The 17,633-nt window shown below is 38.9% G+C and carries 19 protein-coding genes; 2 read left to right on the forward strand and 17 right to left on the reverse strand.

All coding sequences use genetic code 11. From position 1 onward, the window contains the following. Window positions 1-879, reverse strand: coding sequence for a LysR family transcriptional regulator (locus tag BK575_RS16975; protein WP_078411897.1), 879 nt, complete (start codon window positions 877-879; stop codon window positions 1-3). Between the two features lie 139 nt (window positions 880-1,018). On the opposite strand from BK575_RS16975, the gene BK575_RS16980 reads away from it, so the two are divergent. Together BK575_RS16980 and BK575_RS16985 are read left to right on the forward strand one after the other, a co-directional pair. Then, window positions 1,019-2,218: a YbfB/YjiJ family MFS transporter gene (locus BK575_RS16980; protein WP_078411899.1), complete on the forward strand. Its 1,200-nt coding sequence runs from the start codon at window positions 1,019-1,021 to the stop codon at window positions 2,216-2,218. A gap of 22 nt (window positions 2,219-2,240) precedes the next feature. Next, window positions 2,241-2,444, forward strand: a complete 204-nt coding sequence (locus BK575_RS16985; RefSeq protein ID WP_078411901.1) for a tautomerase family protein — start codon at window positions 2,241-2,243, stop codon at window positions 2,442-2,444. Window positions 2,445-2,546: 102 nt separating this feature from the next. On the opposite strand, the gene BK575_RS16990 is transcribed toward BK575_RS16985, so the two are convergent. From BK575_RS16990 to BK575_RS17065, 16 genes are all read right to left on the reverse strand, one after another. Then, window positions 2,547-2,996 carry a MarR family winged helix-turn-helix transcriptional regulator gene (locus BK575_RS16990; protein WP_078411903.1) on the reverse strand — a complete coding sequence of 150 codons (450 nt, stop codon included), beginning with the start codon at window positions 2,994-2,996 and terminating at the stop codon, window positions 2,547-2,549. 44 nt (window positions 2,997-3,040) lie between these two features. After that, complete coding sequence (locus tag BK575_RS16995; protein ID WP_078411905.1) at window positions 3,041-3,808, reverse strand: pirin family protein; 768 nt, start codon at window positions 3,806-3,808, stop codon at window positions 3,041-3,043. 30 nt (window positions 3,809-3,838) lie between these two features. Then, window positions 3,839-4,195 (reverse strand): DoxX family protein, encoded by a 357-nt coding sequence (locus tag BK575_RS17000; RefSeq protein WP_078411907.1) that lies wholly within the window; start codon window positions 4,193-4,195, stop codon window positions 3,839-3,841. Window positions 4,196-4,409: 214 nt separating this feature from the next. Continuing rightward, window positions 4,410-4,949, reverse strand: a complete 540-nt coding sequence (locus tag BK575_RS17005; protein WP_078411909.1) for a CBO0543 family protein — start codon at window positions 4,947-4,949, stop codon at window positions 4,410-4,412. A gap of 344 nt (window positions 4,950-5,293) precedes the next feature. After that, complete coding sequence (locus BK575_RS17010; RefSeq protein WP_078411911.1) at window positions 5,294-5,512, reverse strand: helix-turn-helix domain-containing protein; 219 nt, start codon at window positions 5,510-5,512, stop codon at window positions 5,294-5,296. A 10-nt stretch (window positions 5,513-5,522) separates the two neighbouring features. Next, window positions 5,523-5,999: a DUF2975 domain-containing protein gene (locus BK575_RS17015; RefSeq protein ID WP_078411913.1), complete on the reverse strand. Its 477-nt coding sequence runs from the start codon at window positions 5,997-5,999 to the stop codon at window positions 5,523-5,525. A gap of 306 nt (window positions 6,000-6,305) precedes the next feature. Beyond that, window positions 6,306-6,692: a DUF192 domain-containing protein gene (locus BK575_RS17020; protein ID WP_078411915.1), complete on the reverse strand. Its 387-nt coding sequence runs from the start codon at window positions 6,690-6,692 to the stop codon at window positions 6,306-6,308. Between the two features lie 574 nt (window positions 6,693-7,266). Then, window positions 7,267-8,595 carry a pectate lyase family protein gene (locus tag BK575_RS17025; RefSeq protein WP_078411917.1) on the reverse strand — a complete coding sequence of 443 codons (1,329 nt, stop codon included), beginning with the start codon at window positions 8,593-8,595 and terminating at the stop codon, window positions 7,267-7,269. A 129-nt stretch (window positions 8,596-8,724) separates the two neighbouring features. Beyond that, entirely contained in the window at window positions 8,725-10,212 is a 1,488-nt protein-coding gene (locus BK575_RS17030; RefSeq protein ID WP_078411919.1) for a UxaA family hydrolase, read from the reverse strand. 14 nt (window positions 10,213-10,226) lie between these two features. Beyond that, a complete protein-coding gene (locus BK575_RS17035; protein ID WP_407984353.1) occupies window positions 10,227-11,696 on the reverse strand; it encodes a tagaturonate reductase in 1,470 nt (489 codons plus the stop codon). A 68-nt stretch (window positions 11,697-11,764) separates the two neighbouring features. After that, window positions 11,765-13,168, reverse strand: coding sequence for a glucuronate isomerase (uxaC, locus tag BK575_RS17040; RefSeq protein WP_078411923.1), 1,404 nt, complete (start codon window positions 13,166-13,168; stop codon window positions 11,765-11,767). Between the two features lie 130 nt (window positions 13,169-13,298). Continuing rightward, window positions 13,299-14,144 carry a sugar phosphate isomerase/epimerase family protein gene (locus tag BK575_RS17045; protein ID WP_078411925.1) on the reverse strand — a complete coding sequence of 282 codons (846 nt, stop codon included), beginning with the start codon at window positions 14,142-14,144 and terminating at the stop codon, window positions 13,299-13,301. A gap of 111 nt (window positions 14,145-14,255) precedes the next feature. Next, the gene (gene kduD, locus BK575_RS17050; RefSeq protein ID WP_078411938.1) at window positions 14,256-15,038 is read right to left on the reverse strand and encodes a 2-dehydro-3-deoxy-D-gluconate 5-dehydrogenase KduD; all 783 of its coding nucleotides are present in this window, start codon (window positions 15,036-15,038) and stop codon (window positions 14,256-14,258) included. Between the two features lie 40 nt (window positions 15,039-15,078). Next, a complete protein-coding gene (gene kduI / locus BK575_RS17055) occupies window positions 15,079-15,909 on the reverse strand; it encodes a 5-dehydro-4-deoxy-D-glucuronate isomerase (RefSeq protein WP_078411940.1) in 831 nt (276 codons plus the stop codon). A gap of 27 nt (window positions 15,910-15,936) precedes the next feature. Beyond that, window positions 15,937-16,953, reverse strand: a complete 1,017-nt coding sequence (locus BK575_RS17060) for a sugar kinase (RefSeq protein ID WP_328589518.1) — start codon at window positions 16,951-16,953, stop codon at window positions 15,937-15,939. After that, complete coding sequence (locus BK575_RS17065) at window positions 16,953-17,600, reverse strand: bifunctional 4-hydroxy-2-oxoglutarate aldolase/2-dehydro-3-deoxy-phosphogluconate aldolase (RefSeq protein WP_078411944.1); 648 nt, start codon at window positions 17,598-17,600, stop codon at window positions 16,953-16,955. The genes BK575_RS17060 and BK575_RS17065 overlap by 1 nt, the downstream gene beginning before the upstream one ends. Window positions 17,601-17,633: the final 33 nt, after the last annotated feature.

Below are 17,633 nucleotides of genomic sequence, written 5' to 3' on the forward strand. Positions count from 1 at the left end.
TTACATTAAAACACTTCTCTCATCACTAAACATTTCTATGAATTTTATTAAAGATGTAGGCATAAATGTATCTTTTCGGTAGATGAATACTGTTCTTACCTTTCCATATGGGCCCGGAATTGGATGATATCTAATGTTTCCATCTTCTACGTGCTTTTGGATGACAGAAATAGGGAGCAGGCTGACGCCTAGACCAGCAGATACACAGCCAAGGATTGCTTCAAGTGTGCCAAATTCCATAATTTTATTAGGAAATACCCCCTCCTGGTGCATCCATTGCTCGAGTTTTACCCGATAGGAACATCCAGTACGAAATACAAGCAGAGTCCGAGTCTTAATATCTTTGATAGATGACAAAGACGGATGAGTCGTATTTGTGATAAGCACCAATTCCTCTTCTATTACTGTTTTCTGAATCAGTTCAGGGTGATCAATAGGCCCGGCTACAAATGCTCCATCTAATTCATAATTAAGAACTCCTTGGATATTTTGTTCCGTTGGCCCTGTTTTTAAAGTTAGGTCTACTTCGGGATAATCGTGATGGTATTTTGTAAGTAGTGACGGCAAGCGAACTGCAGCAGTTGTTTCCATAGATCCTATAATCAAAGGGCCTTTTGGTGTCTGGTCATCTTTCATCACTTTACTAGTTTCTTCTATAAGTTGAAAAATTTTTTCAGCGTATGTCAGTAACAAATTCCCTTTGGCTGTTAAGATAATGCCACGATTATGTCGATAAAACAGAGTTGTTTGAAGTTGAGTTTCCAACTGCTGAATTTTAGTAGTGATATTTGATTGTGCATAATTTAGCTCCCGTGCTGCCCCTGAAATACTCCCCATTTCGGCAACGGACTGAAAAACCTTTAAGGCATGTAAATCCATAAGACATCTCCCTTTGTTTGTGTATCGTTTTTTTTGCTATCTCAATAACAGATGGCAAGTATCTATTTTCTGTATTATACCATATAGCAAAAAAAGGGATATGATACATATAGGTTAATCTTTCAAAGGAGTTGAGGGTTTGACTAAACATTCATTTCTCTTTTTAATAGGAGGAATATTGTCTTTAATCATTGCTATGGGAATTGGGAGGTTTGCCTATACCCCCATTCTTCCAATCATGCAAAATGATCTCTCTTTTTCAGATGCAATAGCCGGTTACCTTGCCACCAGCAATTACGCAGGATATTTGCTTGGAGCAATTTTAGCAGGGGTCATCCCTTTGAGGCAGCACAGAACGCTTTCCTTGAGATTAAGTCTGACCATCAGTATCTTAACCACTGCCTGTATGGGTCTATCTCATTCTTATTTAATTTGGTATGTACTTCGTTTTCTTTCTGGAATCGCCAGTGCCTTTGTGTTTGTTTTAGCCTCCAGCATCGTGTTAGATAAACTCGCTGCCAGAGACCAGACAAATTGGTCCGGCTTTTTCTACGGAGGAGTAGGGCTTGGAATCTTTTTTACCGGCTTGATTATTCCGGGTTTAAACCAATCATTTAAGTGGGAAGGCGCTTGGATAGGATTGGCTGTCGCAAGTGTAATCTTTGCTTTCTTAGTATGGATCTGGCTCAAAGATGCCCCCCTCATTCGCGGGCGAAAGATTAAACAAGAAATTTCCACACAGGTACCTCCAGTCAAATGGCTCCCTTGGCTGATTGCAGCCTACGGCTTGGAAGGATTAGGTTACATCGTCACGGGTACGTTTATCGTATCCATTGCTGAAAAGACCTCAAACTTTAGTGGCGATGCTACCTTCGTTTGGATGGTGGTAGGGTTGGCGGCTGTTCCATCATGTATCACCTGGTCATCTCTGGCTAAAAAATGGGGATACGTTAAGTCTTTAGTGTTTGCAATGACTATACAGTCCGTCGGTATTGCGATGCCTGTGTTCTGGATGTCCCAAACCGGTCTGGTAATAAGTGCATTATTATTTGGAGCCACCTTTATGGGGATTACTACACTTGCCACAACATTGGCACGCCAAATGAGTCCATCCAATAGCAGTCGGATCATTGGCCATCTTACAGCTATCTATGCTGTTGGCCAAATGATTGGACCAACAATTGCGGGGATTTTATCATCATTCACCCGTGATTATAATGCTGCTTTAATAGGAGCAGCAAGTGTAGTATTAATTGGTGCATGCTTGCTTTTAAAAGGCATTCAATTTGAGAAGAAGCCCAACATAGAAAATGCACCCATGAATTACAAAAAATTATAAAAAATGAAAAGAGGTCATTGTTATGCCATATGTAAATATCAAAATCACAAATGAAAATGTAACTCAAGAAAAGAAAGCATTACTTATTAAAGGAGCAACACAGTTACTAGTCGACGTGCTCGGTAAAAACCCTAATACAACGGTTGTAGTAATTGATGAGGTTAATACTGATAACTGGGGGATTGCGGGAGAAACAATAACGGTTCGCAGAAAAAATGGACAGTAATCATATCGGCAGTTCTTTTGAAAAACACTCGTTGTTGATTACATATATTGTAATCAACAACGAGTATGAGAATTTAAATATCGATCCATTATGTTGTATTTATTATCGTAAATTTTGTGCACCTATTCCAATTCTCTTTAATAAATCAATTAACTGCTCTTTCTCTTCGTTAGTAATGAATGAAATATTTTCTGAGATCGTTGCAACGTGCTTTGGGAAAATCTCGTCAAAAAGTGCTCTTCCTTTTTCCGTTAGGACGACATTAGAAGCCCTTCTATCATTAGGGTTTGGTTGTCTTTCTACAAGCCCTTTCTTTTCCAACTTATCTACGACATAGGTGATACTTCCACTTGGAATAGAGAACGCCTCACTGATCTTTTGGACAGGATGCGGACCTTTACTGTAAAGCAATTCAAGAATCATAAAATTTTCCTTACTAATATTATGACTTTCAATATCTTTCAGTATGTTTTCAGCAACAGCTTGGAAAGCTTTCATCCAAACACGAAACAATCTCAAATCCAACTGACTTTGTTCATCTCCTTGATACATTCATCGAACCTCCTATTACAATAATTTTAAACATTCAATTTAAGTTATCTTGGTTTTCTGTATAAAGGGTACTCAACTTCGGTTGGAACTTCAATTAGGAAAATTCTAAGGTCTTTATCCAAAGCTTGAAAGGCTACTTCCCCACCAATCTCTGATTGAACGATAACAAAATCCTTATGTTCAAAATGAGTCGGTTGATTTGTATCGAATGTAAACAATCCATCCCCTCTGATGGCTAAGCCCGCTAATGTCCGGTTTGGAGCAAGACTATGGGTATATACCGTTCCATTTGGAATGCCGATATCCCACATCCCTGCATCTGTCACGATTTTCATGGGTGAATCGTTTCCCAGTATGGTCTTAATCGTCACTCCTTCTTCACCTATTACGGAAAAATCCTCTGAATTGTATTGTAAGTAAGTTGGTGTTCGTTTTATTGCTTGGCTTAAATGTGGTTCAAACCAAATTTGAAACATTTCAGATGGTTCTTTAAATGCTTCTGCATGATACACACCAGAGCCTGTTTGCATGAGCTGAGTTCCACCTTCTTCTACAACACTTACTGTACCAAGTGTATCACGATGATAAGCCTTACCCTTAATTACATAAGTGATGATTTCAAAACCTTGATGAGGATGCAGACCAATTTCCGCAGGTTCCTGAGAGTGTCCCCAAGCCCAGTAAAATAATGGTCCTAGCCGATTTATTAGTGATCCTTCTCCAGAAAAGCCAATCGGTTTTTGCTCTTTTATTTTACCGCCATCGAACTGCCCGTTCGCTTGGTCCTGTGGTTTAATGATTTTAACTTCCATTTATATCCCTCCTATAAGTTGATGGGGTATTTAACCTAGTAAAAATTCAAAGTTTATCAGTAACACTACCAATCCTAAAATTAATAAAATGATTGGCATCATCATTTGTTGTGCAGTATCTTTCATTTTAATATGAGTAAATATAGCCCCAATCATTGTGGCTGCAATGATTAATCCACCCCAAGCAGCCAGTGTTTTATTCCAAATACCCGCCATAACTAAAACCGCCGATATGACTTCTATCATTCCTGTAAATACTCTAAACCATCCTGGATACCCATAATGCTTAAATCCTTCCACCATTTGCTTTGATCCGAACTTCATAAATCCAAACATTAGGAATCCTAATCCTAATAGAACTTGAAGAATAATTGATAAAACACTCATTAATTCCCTCTCCCTTTACCCTAATATTATTTATTATTAAATTATTTATCCTAATAATAGGATGAACATATCCTAACATTAGGATATGTTTTATGTCAACAAAAAAAGCAACCCAATTTAGTTATTGAGTTGCCCAAAGTTTTTTTACTTCTCGTAAGGTATATTGTCATGAAAACTAATTTTGTTAGTTTTAGCAGAAATTAAAACCACATGTTTAAAGATGGTTAAGCTGTTTCATTTTAATACAATCTATAATGATCTTTACAACAGCACCTATCACAAATAAAACAAGCAATGAGTAAAAGTAAGTCCAATTATGTAATTTATAGATGTCAAGATAAACAAAAATTGGCTGAACAATAAAAGAAATGATAAACGAAACCATAAAATCAGCAATCAGGAAAAATTTCCACTTACTAAACATCTGATACATTAAGGCCATAATACTAGGAACAATAATAAATTCTACTGAAGTAAGTGGTGCAAGAAACTGAAGTAACTGATGAGGATAACTCCATAATTGGAAGTATTCTCCAATATCATCAAAAATACTAACGATTACAAAACTAATCATAAATGCAAGTGTAATGAGTAAAATCCTTTGTCGATCTATAAACAGAAGAAATAAGAGGAGGAAGATAACATTTAAGATTAAGATGATCCACCACTGAAAACTGAATAAAGCATGATGAATCCAATAGTCCATTTCAATTTGATGTAATGTACTGGTTATTTTTTTCATTTCTTTAATCATTTAATCCCTCCTTGGCAGTAAGTATCTCCTGAAACAATCGTATTAATACGCCCCGCTTTTATCATTTTAGGCGAGAAGACTCCGACTTCCATTTTGTGCAGGGTGGTTGTGACAGGAAAAACGTCTTTCACGTAAAATTTTCAACGTTCAGTCGCCCCGCACGTATCGAAGTAGCGAAAACCAAGCAGAGTAGAACGTGCGGTGAGTTCAACGCACAAGATTCTAAAAAGTGTTCACCGTAGGGACTACGGGTAGAGCCTGCTCCCAACCAAAACGAACGAGTTGTTTTAATGTCTCATGATTCGTGCCTCCAAAGATTTTTCCTGAATAGGTGTAAGTCTTGCTTATTGGGTGTCTTCATCACTTCGGCATTCTAAAATATCTCCGGGTTGACATTCTAAAGCCTTACAAATCGCTTCTAAAGTTGATAATCGAATCGCCTTTGCCTTTCCATTTTTCAATATAGAAAGATTAGCCATCGTTATTCCAACCCTCTCCGAAAGTTCTGTCACGCTCATTTTCCTTTTAGCCAGCATCACATCAATATTGATTATAATTGCCATTGTTTCCACCTCACACCGTTAAATCATTTTCTGATTTTATATCTATCGCCTCTTTTAAAAGCTTTTGAAGAACAGCAGCGAATACTGCGATTACCATTGAGGCAAAGATAGGGACCATTCCAATTATTATGAGACCTGGGGCATCGTCTAGATCTGCTACGAGATAAACGAACGGCATCATTAACACATACAAACCACTGATTGTCATTGCACAGAATTTGATATTCTTTAGAGCTTTAACAGAAATTTGTGAGAAAGCTTTGTTCTTGTCAATATAACTTAAAAGTCTAAAAGCCTGATACAATGCAGCGAAAAACGGTATAGCTGATACATACATACCTATTAAAATGGGATATAGTATATAGGCATAATCTGGATTTACTGGATTATTAGCTAACCAAGGCAACCCGAATATACATAAAGCAACAATTGGAGTTCCAATAAGAATAACAGCTATCTTTAAAAATAGTGTTGTTCCTCGTTTCATAAAAAGCACCTCATTTATTTATTGTCAATTTGAATTTAACACATAATTTATTGTTTTATAATGAAAAGATATTGATTTAAATTACTTTATTATTGTTATAGAAGTATCCTTTTAATTTTAGGCAAGATAAAAAGCATTCCTCATTACAAAGAAATGCTCTATAAACTTAAAACTATTCGATTGATAAATTGTTTAACTAACCTCCAGCTAGCTAAAGTACATTACTAGACAAACTTTTCAGCGATATTAACATAAATATCCCATTAAAAACCCACCTCACCTTTAAGAACTAGAGGTGAGGTGAATTCAATCAAACTTTACAAGATCGCCTTCTTGGATTTGATTCTTTTCAAACCATCCAAGATTCACTTCAAGTGCATAGTGATAAAAAAGTCCTGGATTATAGGTAGCACATTTATCCTTTTTACAAGGCTCCATATCAAGTATTTTTAGAATTTTTCCATCTGGATCAAGAAAAGCAATAGATAAAGGAATTAATGTGTTTTTCATCCAAAAGCCACCATATATTTTTTTTGAGAACACAAATAACATCCCCTCGTTTTCGGGTAATTTTCCAACAAACATTAAGCCCTTTTCTCTTTTTCCTTGAGTATCTGCAACTTGAACGGTTAATCTAGTTTCCCTGTTTCCACTGAGTATTTTTATCATTTTTGTTTTTATTTTGTTTTTCATGTTCACTCACCTTCGAATATTATTATAAACAGGAAAGAAATTTGATATCTTTAAAAAGAAGTTCATGAGATTGAAATTTCCTTTTTTCGAAAAGTGTCTTTTCCCCTCATAAATAAAAAGGAAGAAAGTTGAAGAAAAAATAACTAGATTGCATCTGTTTTGGGATCAGTCATTTGAGCCGCTATAATGATGGAATTTTGGCGAAAATAAAAAGTTCCCAACAAGTTTACCCTATTGGGACGTTTGCTTATTAAGTTAACGGAAGAAGTTGTCTGAGGAGTAACCTTTAATACTTGTGAAAGGTTATTATTTTTTTACGTCTTTCGACTTTATATTTATATGAATTTGTCTGGTTTTTGTTTGGGCATTCTCCTTCATTTTCTTCGATATCTTTTGGGTTAAAATGATTTGTTTAGATATCGAAATATGTTTTTCGCTTGCTTATGTTCATTGTATTTGTACTTGCTTTCGGTTTGTCAGCATACGAAACGGTCTTTAGCCTATTTTCTAAATGGATCTATATAACAAATAAAATAAGACCCGCCAGCATGTAAACTGAACGAGTCTTCAGATATTAGTCTATCTTTCCTACGCCCGCTTTTGCCTTTACAAGGGCAGGAACAGCCTGGGTTGGATGTATCTTTGTGTACAAGGATGGTGTCCAGCCAACATTCTCATTAAGCTGTACGTCATTTCCTTGATTATGTGCTGCAACAAGATCTACTTTACTTGCCTTGTTCGATCCATTAATAAATGAACCATCTTCATATATGGAGGTTCCTTTCCAATAATGAATAATGCGAGATGGATCTACATCATAATCAAAGTTGAAATAGTTGTTTTCTGCATAGATTTTTGACTCAACCCCTACGCCAAATGCATAGTCGAATGGGTAGTCAGAATCATTGGTAAACTCATAGTAGTTATTGTAGACATGAACCTGTCCATAACGTACTCTTGGTAAACGCTGCGTTAAATCCTTAAAGTAATTGTGGTGGATTGTCACTTTTAATTTATCTCTATCAGTTGTTTTGCTGTCACTTGACCCTATCAGCATCACTTTATCATGGTCTTCAAATTGGTTATATGAAATCGTCACATAGTTTGCACCGTTCGTTACGTCTAATAATCCATCATGTTGCTGGTACGTACGGCCAAAGTATTTTCCAAAAGACGCATCTGTGTTTTCGCCGTCAGTAAACGAGCTATGATCGATCCAAACATTTTCAGTATTATTGGTGATGGAAACATTATCGTACTCGGAATTCCACTCACCATAATCTCCGTCTGTTGGATCCCATTGCGGGAAGAAGTCACGCGGTGCTTCAAACTCAATATTGCGAATAATGATGTTTTTTACTCCGCTCATGATCAGACTTCCGCCAATGATTTTGGCATCATCGCCAATTCCGATGATGGACGTATTTGATCCAACATTGATGACAATTTGTTCTTTTTGTTTCTTCTGAGCTTCGGCACGTGCATCCTCGAGGCCACCCTCTACTTCCTTTTCATAACCCCAATCTTCAGGATTATATGCCTTTAGATATTCATCAAAATCATACCCTGTACCCGCCGCATAATATTCCGGACCAACCGGATGATTGTTTTCATCTACATTAAGCTCAATTGTCCCTTTTACATAGATGATTTTCGGTGTATCATTCTTGCCGTTCGATTTATTATCACCGCCTAAAGCTTGAATCAATTCGTTTTTATTTGTAACAGTGAAAATATGATTTTTATCTGCTTTATACCCGCCTGTTGTTCCATTTCCAAAAGAGGCCCAGCCATCTTTTGGCTGCAATACTTCTTTTCCTAAGTCATGTGGTGCAGCTGATACAGAAGAAAGACCAAAACTGAATAAAGATGCTGCCAGAATGGTACTAATCGTTTTTTTCATAGGTACACCTATTCCTCTCTGTTTACTTTTCTTCTAAAAAATCTTCACGCTGCGGGGTAAAAACATCTAAAATAATAGAATTCTCTTCGAGCGCTTCGAACGAGATCATGCTTTACACTCATATCACTCTTATAAAGTAACTCCCGTTTTAAAAATGGCAATTTCCCTAAAATCATTTTTCTCATTATTCACAAGCTCTCCGCTCGCTACCCTGATGATATACTCGATAAAATCGTCTAATACAACATTAGATTCCTTCTCTAGCAATACTCCGGCATTATAATCAATCCAGTGCGGCTTTGTTTCAAAAAGCTGAGTATTCGTTGAAATTTTCACCGTTGGCACAAATGATCCGAATGGTGTTCCCCGCCCTGTTGTAAATAGCACCATTTGACAGCCGGCTGCAGCCAGAGCAGAAGAGGCAACCAAATCGTTTCCGGGTGCACTCAAGAGGTTTAACCCTTTTTCTTTAAGGATTTCTCCATATTTAAGAACATCTGTTACAGTTGAAGTGCCCGCTTTCTGCGTACATCCTAGAGATTTGTCCTCCAATGTCGTAATTCCGCCTGCTTTGTTTCCTGGTGAAGGATTTTCATAGACTGGTTGTTTATTTTCAATAAAATATCCTTTAAATTCATTAATTAATTCAACCGTTTTTTCAAAAACGTCAAAGCCCGCAGCCCGCTCCATAAGAATCGTTTCCGCGCCAAACATTTCCGGAACCTCTGTCAGCACCGTCGTCCCTCCTTGAGCAACAAGGAAATCTGAGAACCTGCCAAGCAATGGATTCGCCGTGATCCCTGAAAAACCATCCGAACCGCCGCACTTCAACCCAACCTTTAGCTCAGATAATGGCACTGGTTCGCGCTTATCGTTTTTAGCAGCTTGATAAATTTCTTTTAATAATTCAACCCCTGCTTCTATTTCGTCGGTCACTTCTTGCGAAACTAAAAACTTTACACGATCCTTATCATATTCTCCAAGAGCATCCTTAAACTCATATAAGTTGTTGTTTTCACAGCCTAACCCTAAAACGAGGACACCGCCGGCATTTGGATGGAGCACTGCATCTCTTAAAATTTTTCTCGTGTTTTCATGATCGTCTCCTAATTGTGAGCATCCATAATTATGTTTTAGCACAAGAACGTTTTCAAACGGGTGAATATCGCCCACTTCTTTTTCAAAAAGCTTCATCATCCGTTCTGCAACCCCATTCACACAGCCAACGGTTGGTACAATCCACAATTCGTTTCGAATCCCTGCATTTCCATTCTTTCTTTTGTAGCCATTAAACGTAAGGTTTTTATGTTCATAAGGATTGCTGTTTAACTTTGGATGGAATTGATATTCCTGAATTCCATCCAAAGTTGTTTTTGTATTATGGGTATGAATATGTTCTCCTATCGAAATCGCTGTGATTGCGCGGCCAATTGGATATCCATATTTCATAATATGGTCATCGATAGAAAAATCTTTGATTGCCAGCTTATGACCTCTTTTAATCGATTCCTTTAGTTCGATGGTTTCCCCTTTAATGGTCAGTGTTTGGCCTTTTGGCAAATCTTTTAGTGCCACAACTACATTATCGTGATCATGTAACTGGATGAAATCCAACATGAACATTCCCCCTATTAGTTGGCTGTCTTTTGCCTCAATACGGCTTCAACGGCCTGTTTCATCCCCTTTGTTTCGATCTCAAATAGATTTTTTGTCACCTCGTCTGTTAATTCGGGTACAGTGTTTAGGTCGATATCCCAAATCCTTTCGCAGCCTAATACACTTTTGACAACTCCCCTGATGCTTTCTAGACTGCCATTAGCTTGACTCCACTGTACCTTAAACAATTCAAGTACCTCAGGGATATCGGAAAGTTCGATTTCCTCGTCGTCTCTTTTTCCCTTATAAAAGGTAATGAGCGCAGCTAGTGAGAAGACTAGTTTTTTCGGCAATGCTTTTTTACGGTTCACATATTCCAACAAGGATGGTACATCTCTTGTTTTAAATTTAGACACAGAATTTAGTGAAATACTTAACAGGAAGTGCTGCATATATGGATTCCTAAATCTTTCAATCACTGCATCTGCAAATGAACGACATTCATCATCCGGGAGATCCAGTGCTGGAATAATTTCATCATAAATCAGCTCTTTCACGAACGTTCCAATGACTTCATGGTCAATTGCCTCGGCTACCGTGTTAAGACCATATAAATAGGAAACAGGAGTCATCGCTGAATGGGCACCATTTAAGATGCGGACTTTCCTTGTCCGATAAGGAGTCATGTCATCAACAAATAAAGTATTCAGCCCTGCCAGATGAGCTGGAAACTCTTCACGAATCCATTGCGGCCCTTCAATGACTAACAGGTGAAAGTGCTCACCGACAACGACGAACTCGTCTATGTAGCCAAGCTCTGCTGTGATCTCATCGATTGATTCCGTAGGGAACCCTGGAACAATTCGATCCACAAGTGTGTTACAGAAAGTATTTCCTTCATAAATCCAGTCCAAAAACCCTGCTTCCAGACTCCATAATTCTGCATACTTTAAGACCAATTCCCTTAATTTTTCCCCATTCCGATCAATCAGTTCACAAGGAATGATAATCAAGCCTTTATCCATTTCCCCTCCAAAAGCCTGATAGCGTTCATATAAAAAGACTGTAAGTTTTCCTGGAAAACTCTGTTGAGGTCGATCTGTTAATTGATCATTCTCGTCAAAGGCAATTCCGGCTTCTGTTGTGTTGGAAAAAATAAACCGAAGCTCAGGATTATGAGCTAGCTGCAAATATTCATCATATTGTTGAAAGAGATTTAAGCCTCGACTAATACAACTAATCGTTGAATGCTCCTTGACAGGTTTGCCTTCTTTTATCCCTTGTAAATAAAGGGTAAACAACCCATCCTGTTCATTTAATTTTTCAACCGCCCCTTGCCCGCGCGGCTGAACGACGACCACACTGCCATTAAAGTCTGTCTTTTCGTTTAGTACATTGATTTGCCAATCAATAAAAGCCCTTAAAAAATTTCCTTGCCCGAATTGCAAGACTTTCTCCGGACGTTTTTGGTAATTTTCCACGAATTGCTTATTTAGTTTTTCCACGAACACCCTCCTCATGAACCGATCTATATTTTCACCGCATTTCCGATAGCCTCTTAGCCTGTTGCTCTTTAGTCAAATTGAAAGTATTCTTTTGCATTATGGTAGGAAATTCCTTGAACGATTTCACCTAAAAATTCAGGGTCATTCGGAACTTCTCCATTTTCTACCCATTCACCAATTAGATAGCATATTAGTCTTCTAAAATATTCATGTCTTGTATAGGATAAGAAACTTCTAGAGTCAGTCAGCATGCCAATAAAGCGGCTAAAAAGACCCATATTGGATAAGGACTGCATTTGCTCAAGCATTCCTGACTTATTATCGTTAAACCACCAAGCGGTACCAAACTGGATTTTCCCCGGAATTCCTCCTCCTTGGAAGCTTCCAATCACGGCAGCAATTACGTTATTATCTTTCGGATTTAAAGAATAAATAATCGTTTTCGGCAGTGCATGGTTTTGATCCATTGAATTTAATAGCTGCACCAATGGTTTGGCGATTTCTTCATCATTGATCGAATCATAGCCCGTATCCGGTCCTAAAACAGTAAACATTCTTTCGTTGTTATTACGTAGCGCGTTAATATGGAACTGCATAGCCCAGCCTAATTCGGCATACAGCTTTCCTAAGAATCTCAATGTAAAGCTTTTGTACTTCTTTTCATCTTCATAGGAAACTTTTTTACCTTGTAAAGCTTCTTCAAAAATCCGTGCCGCTTCTTCCAGCGTTGTGTCTGCATACATCATCGTATCGATTGCATGATCCGAGACTCTGCCGCCTGTGGAATGGAAAAACCGAACTCTTGACTCAAGCGCCTGAAGGAAGTCATCATAACGATTAATCTGAATTTGTGAAACTCCCTCGAGTGTTTTCACCCAATTTAGATAACCGTCACGGTTGATTTCAAGCCCTTTATCCGGGCGGAAGCTAGGTAAAACCTTCACATCAAAACCAGCTTCTTCTTGCAAGCGCAAATGATACTCAAGGCTATCAACCGGGTCATCGGTCGTGCATACGACCCGAACATTTGACTTTTGAATAAAATCCCTTGCGCCGAAACCATCACTATTTAATAATGCATTCACCTTTTCCCAAATGGCAGGGGCAGTTTCTTCATTTAAGAGGTCATCTATTCCAAAAAATCTTTGCAGTTCTAAGTGAGCCCAGTTGAATACTGGATTTCCAATGGTCATTGGAACCGTTCGAGCCCATGCGAGGAACTTATCGTAATCGCTGGCATTGCCTGTGATATATTCCTCGTCAATTCCATTCGCTCTCATTAAGCGCCATTTATAATGATCACCATATAACCAGATTTCCGTTATATTTTTGAATGTTTTATTCTCGTAAATCTCCTTGGGGCTTAAATGGCAATGATAGTCAATAATTGGCATATCCTTTGCATACTCGTGATATAAAGTAACGGAGGTTTCATTGTTTAATAAAAAATTTTCATCCATGAAATTTCGCATATGAACACCAGCTTTCTCTATTTTTTAGAGGTCGCGTTATTTTTCCAAAAATGTGAACGCTAACATTTTGTTGTAAAGGAAACTTCCATTAGTGGGGGCCCTACTGCCCGTTAATGCGGGGTAAATCTTTCTAATAAGCATTCTCGTATTTTTCCTTCAAATAAATCATACTTCCATCGATATAAGGTTCTCTTGTCCCCTCCATAAGAACGTTTAGAAAAGGTTTTTTCTGTTTTATGCTCTTAAAAACGGCATCATAATTCAATAATCCTTGTCCGACAGGTACGATTTTGACCCAATTATCTTTAATAATAAAATCTTTTGCATGCAGCGCGATCATTTTATCTCCAAACAGCTCTACCGCTTCTTGGATGACCTCTTCTTGATGTTGATAATTATCCATTGAGATAAAATTAGCAGGGTCATAGATGACTTGAAGGTGATTGGAAGGAATTTCATCAAGTAAACGTTTCATCCGTTGTGGTGTATGGATCGGGTGATTAATCCCCCCTTCAATTCCAACCATCACACCAAATTTCTCTGCTTCTTCCACAAGTTCTTTAACACTTTCGACTACTTCAAGGAAAGGCTGTTCCTTAAAATTTTCGTCTGTATACACAATGTCCGGATTCACATTTCCTGTCTCGGTCCCAACAATGCTGCAGCCAAAATCTCTTGCAAACCGAATATGCTCCTTGAAGCGATCGAGTTCCTTTCTTCTCGTATGCTGATCTGGGTGAATCATGTTGATATAACAACCTAAAATCGCAATTTGAATCCCTTTTTGCTTAAATGAACTCCCAATGTGATGAGCTAATCCAGGACTCAAACTGCCTAATGAGGTATTCATCTCTTTAAATGACTTCCCTAGCGCTAACTGAACAGCGGTTAAGCCTTTACTGGAAATCTCGCTTACTAACCCCTCCAACGGAAGGTTTGCGATATCATGAGCTCTAATTCCAATCTTTACGCTCACCTTTTCTCCCTCCTGTTCTAAAAAAAGAGAAGGCCTGATTGAACCAGACCCTTTTCAATTTATTTATCCCGCATTAACGGGCAGGAAAACCCCACCCGATGGAGGTTTCCTTTATCTCGCCAGCCAGCCGCCATCAACTGCTAATAGATGACCATTCATATAATCAGACGCTTGACTTGCTAAAAACACAACCACGCCCATTAAATCTGCCGGAGTTGCCCAGCGGCCGGCAGGTATACGAGCGAGAATTTCGGCATTACGTTTTTCATCTGCACGAATCGGCGCTGTATTTTTCGTCTCCACATACCCGGGAGCAATTGCATTCGTTTGAATTCCATGTTCTGCAAGTTCATTGGCAAACGATCTAGTTAGCCCCGCAATCGCATGTTTACTCGCTGTATATGGCGGAACAAATTTTCCTCCTTGGAACGATAGCATAGAGGCGACGTTAATGATTTTCCCGCTCTTTTGTTCGACCATTACTTTCGCGACTTCTTGACTTAAGAAATAAACGGAGTTTAAGTTGAGCTCCATGACCGCGTCCCAATCTTCTTCCTTATATTCAAGCAGAGGGGCACGGCGGATCGTTCCCGCATTGTTTACTAAAATATCAATTTTTCCGTATGTGTGTAAGCAAGCAGCAACGATATCTTTAGTCGCTTGACGATTGGTTAAATCAGCTTGAAAGAACTCAACGCGGCGACCTTCTTTTTCAATTAGTTCTCTTGTTTCATCCCAATTGGTCCCATGCGCTACAACAAATAGATCCGCACCTGCTTTCGCAAGCGCAACGGCATATCCTTGACCTAATCCGGTGTTACCTCCTGTAACAATGGCAACCTTTCCTGCTAATGAGAAAAAGTCTAATGAGAAATCGTTTAATGGTGTCGTCATTCGTGGAACCTCCTTGTTTATGAATCTAGAAATCTTTTACTTAGCGTAAATCTTCCATTTTTACGTGGTCCATGTCTGTATATGTGATGTTCTCCCCACACATTCCCCATATAAAGGTATAGTTGCTTGTTGCTGTTCCGGTATGAATCGACCAGCTTGGTGAAATAGCTGCCTGTTCATTTTTCATCACTAAATGTCTTGTTTCATTTGGTTGTCCCATAAAGTGGAACACACGAGTATCAGGTTCCATATCAAAGTATAAGTACACTTCCATTCGACGCTCATGAGTATGACATGGCATCGTATTCCAAACGCTTCCTGGAGAGAGCATCGTTAAGCCCATCTGAAGCTGACAGCTTTCACACACATTTGGATGAACATACTGATAAATTTTTCTTTCATTTAACGTTCCTGGTTCCCCGGCTTCGAGTGGTTTGATTTCGTTAATATCGATTTTCACGGTCGGATACGTATGATGTGCCGGAGTGGAGTTGATATAAAACTTAGCTGGATCCTGCGGGTTTCTTGAGCGGAACCATACTTCTTTTGTCCCCCTGCTTACATATAAACCGTCACGACGCTGCATATCGTACTCAACACCATCAAGAATGACGTATCCATCACCTCCGATATTAATAATCCCTAACTCACGGCGCTCAAGGAAATAAGATACCCCCAATTCTTTATCAAGTTTGATCGTTAACTCCTCTTCTGTTGGAGTGACTCCGCCAAAAATCATTCGGTCGGCATGTGTATACGTTAAGTGAACCTTTCCTGGTTCAAAAAGGGTTTCCACTAAAAAATGTTTTCTTAATTCATCCGTGTTGTACCTTTTTATTTCTTCTGGATGGTTTGCATAACGAGTTTCCATGTTGAACATTCCTCCTACAGAATTTGTTTATCGAACAATTTTGCCAGGTGCTTGACTGGCAAAGGTTTTAATCTCTTCGGGTAAAAAGGTGTTACAATCACCAAGAACCGTGTGTTTCATGACAGATGCTGCAGTCGCAAATGTAACCGCTTCCTCAAATGGCATGTCTTCAAGGATTCCGTATAACATTCCTGCAGCAAAAGCATCTCCACCGCCTACACGGTCGACAATATGATCCATCTGGTAAATTCTCGACTGATACAAAGCGCCCCCAGTAAACAGGTTTCCTTGCAAGGTATTTGTTGAGGCGGAAAAAACATCTCGGAATGTGGAGCTAAAGTATTGAATATTTGGATACCTTTGTTGAATATTTTCGTAATAATACGTAAGTCTAGTTTCTTTGTCTAAAGAATCAGGCGCTCTTTCCATTCCAAGCAAGTAAATCGCATCTAATTCTCCACAAGAGCAAATATCCACATATGGAAGGAACCGTTTCATGGTTACTGCTGCTTCCTGCTGGCTCCATAATTTAGAGCGATAGTTAAAATCAAAGCTCGTTGTCACGCCATTTTCCTTTGCCTTTTGCAATGCTAGTAAAGTTAACTCTACTAAACCAGATGACAGAGCCGGCGTAATCCCAGTAATATGGAAGAGAGCAGCGTCTTTAAATATGTCCTCAAACTGGATTTCTTCGCTGGTCATTTGTGAAAAGCTAGAATGTTTTCGATCATAGGTTACTTGAGAACTTCTAATCCCTGCACCTGACTCAACATAATACGTACCTAACCGCCCTCCGCCTTTTAGTAAAAAATCTGTACGAACACCGTTTGTTTTCAAGTGTCTTTCTGCGGCTAATCCAAGAGGATTATCAGGAACTTTACTGACAAAATAGACGTCATACCCAAAGCTTGATAATGATACACCAACATTCGCTTCCGCGCCGCCATAGTTCATATCAAGCTGGTCTGCCTGGGAAAGCCGCTTTCCAACATCCGTTGACAATCGAAGCAACATTTCTCCTAGAGTAATAATCTTTTTCATCATTAAACCTCTCGAGCCATTTTGACGTTATTCACATATTCTCTTGCATATTCAGTAATCTTAGCAAAATCACCTGTTTTCGCCGGGGCGACTAAATTTCCCCCGACGCCAACAGCGACACAGCCATTTTTGATCCATTGACCGACATTTTCTAAGTCGACTCCACCTGTAGGCATGAGATTAATTTGCGGAAGAGGGCCTTTTACTGCCTTCACGAAATCGGGTCCAAACCCACTTCCGGGGAAGAGTTTTATAATATCTGATCCGTATTCTAGTGCCCGCTTCATTTCGGTTATCGTCAGGCAGCCGGGCATATAAGGGATTTGATAGAGATTACATAATTTCGCTGTTTCTTCATCAAAGCTTGGGCTGACAACAAACTGCGCACCCGCCAAAATAGCGATTCGTGCCGTTGTCACATCCAACACAGTGCCTGCGCCAATGACCACATTGCTATTATTCTCATAATGGGCCAATAACGTTTTTATGACCTCATCGGCACCATTGACTGTAAAAGTCACTTCAATTCCTGTAATCCCGCCTTCAATGCATGCATCTGAAATCTTTAAAGCATCTTCTTGCGAGTCTGCCCGAACAACCGCAACAACTCCGCCATCTGAAAGCTTTGATAATATATTAAATTTTTTCATCGTGTCACCCCAAACGTGGTTATCATTTAGAAA

This window comes from Priestia abyssalis (assembly GCF_002019595.1).
GTDB lineage: Bacteria > Bacillota > Bacilli > Bacillales > Bacillaceae_H > Bacillus_BA > Bacillus_BA abyssalis.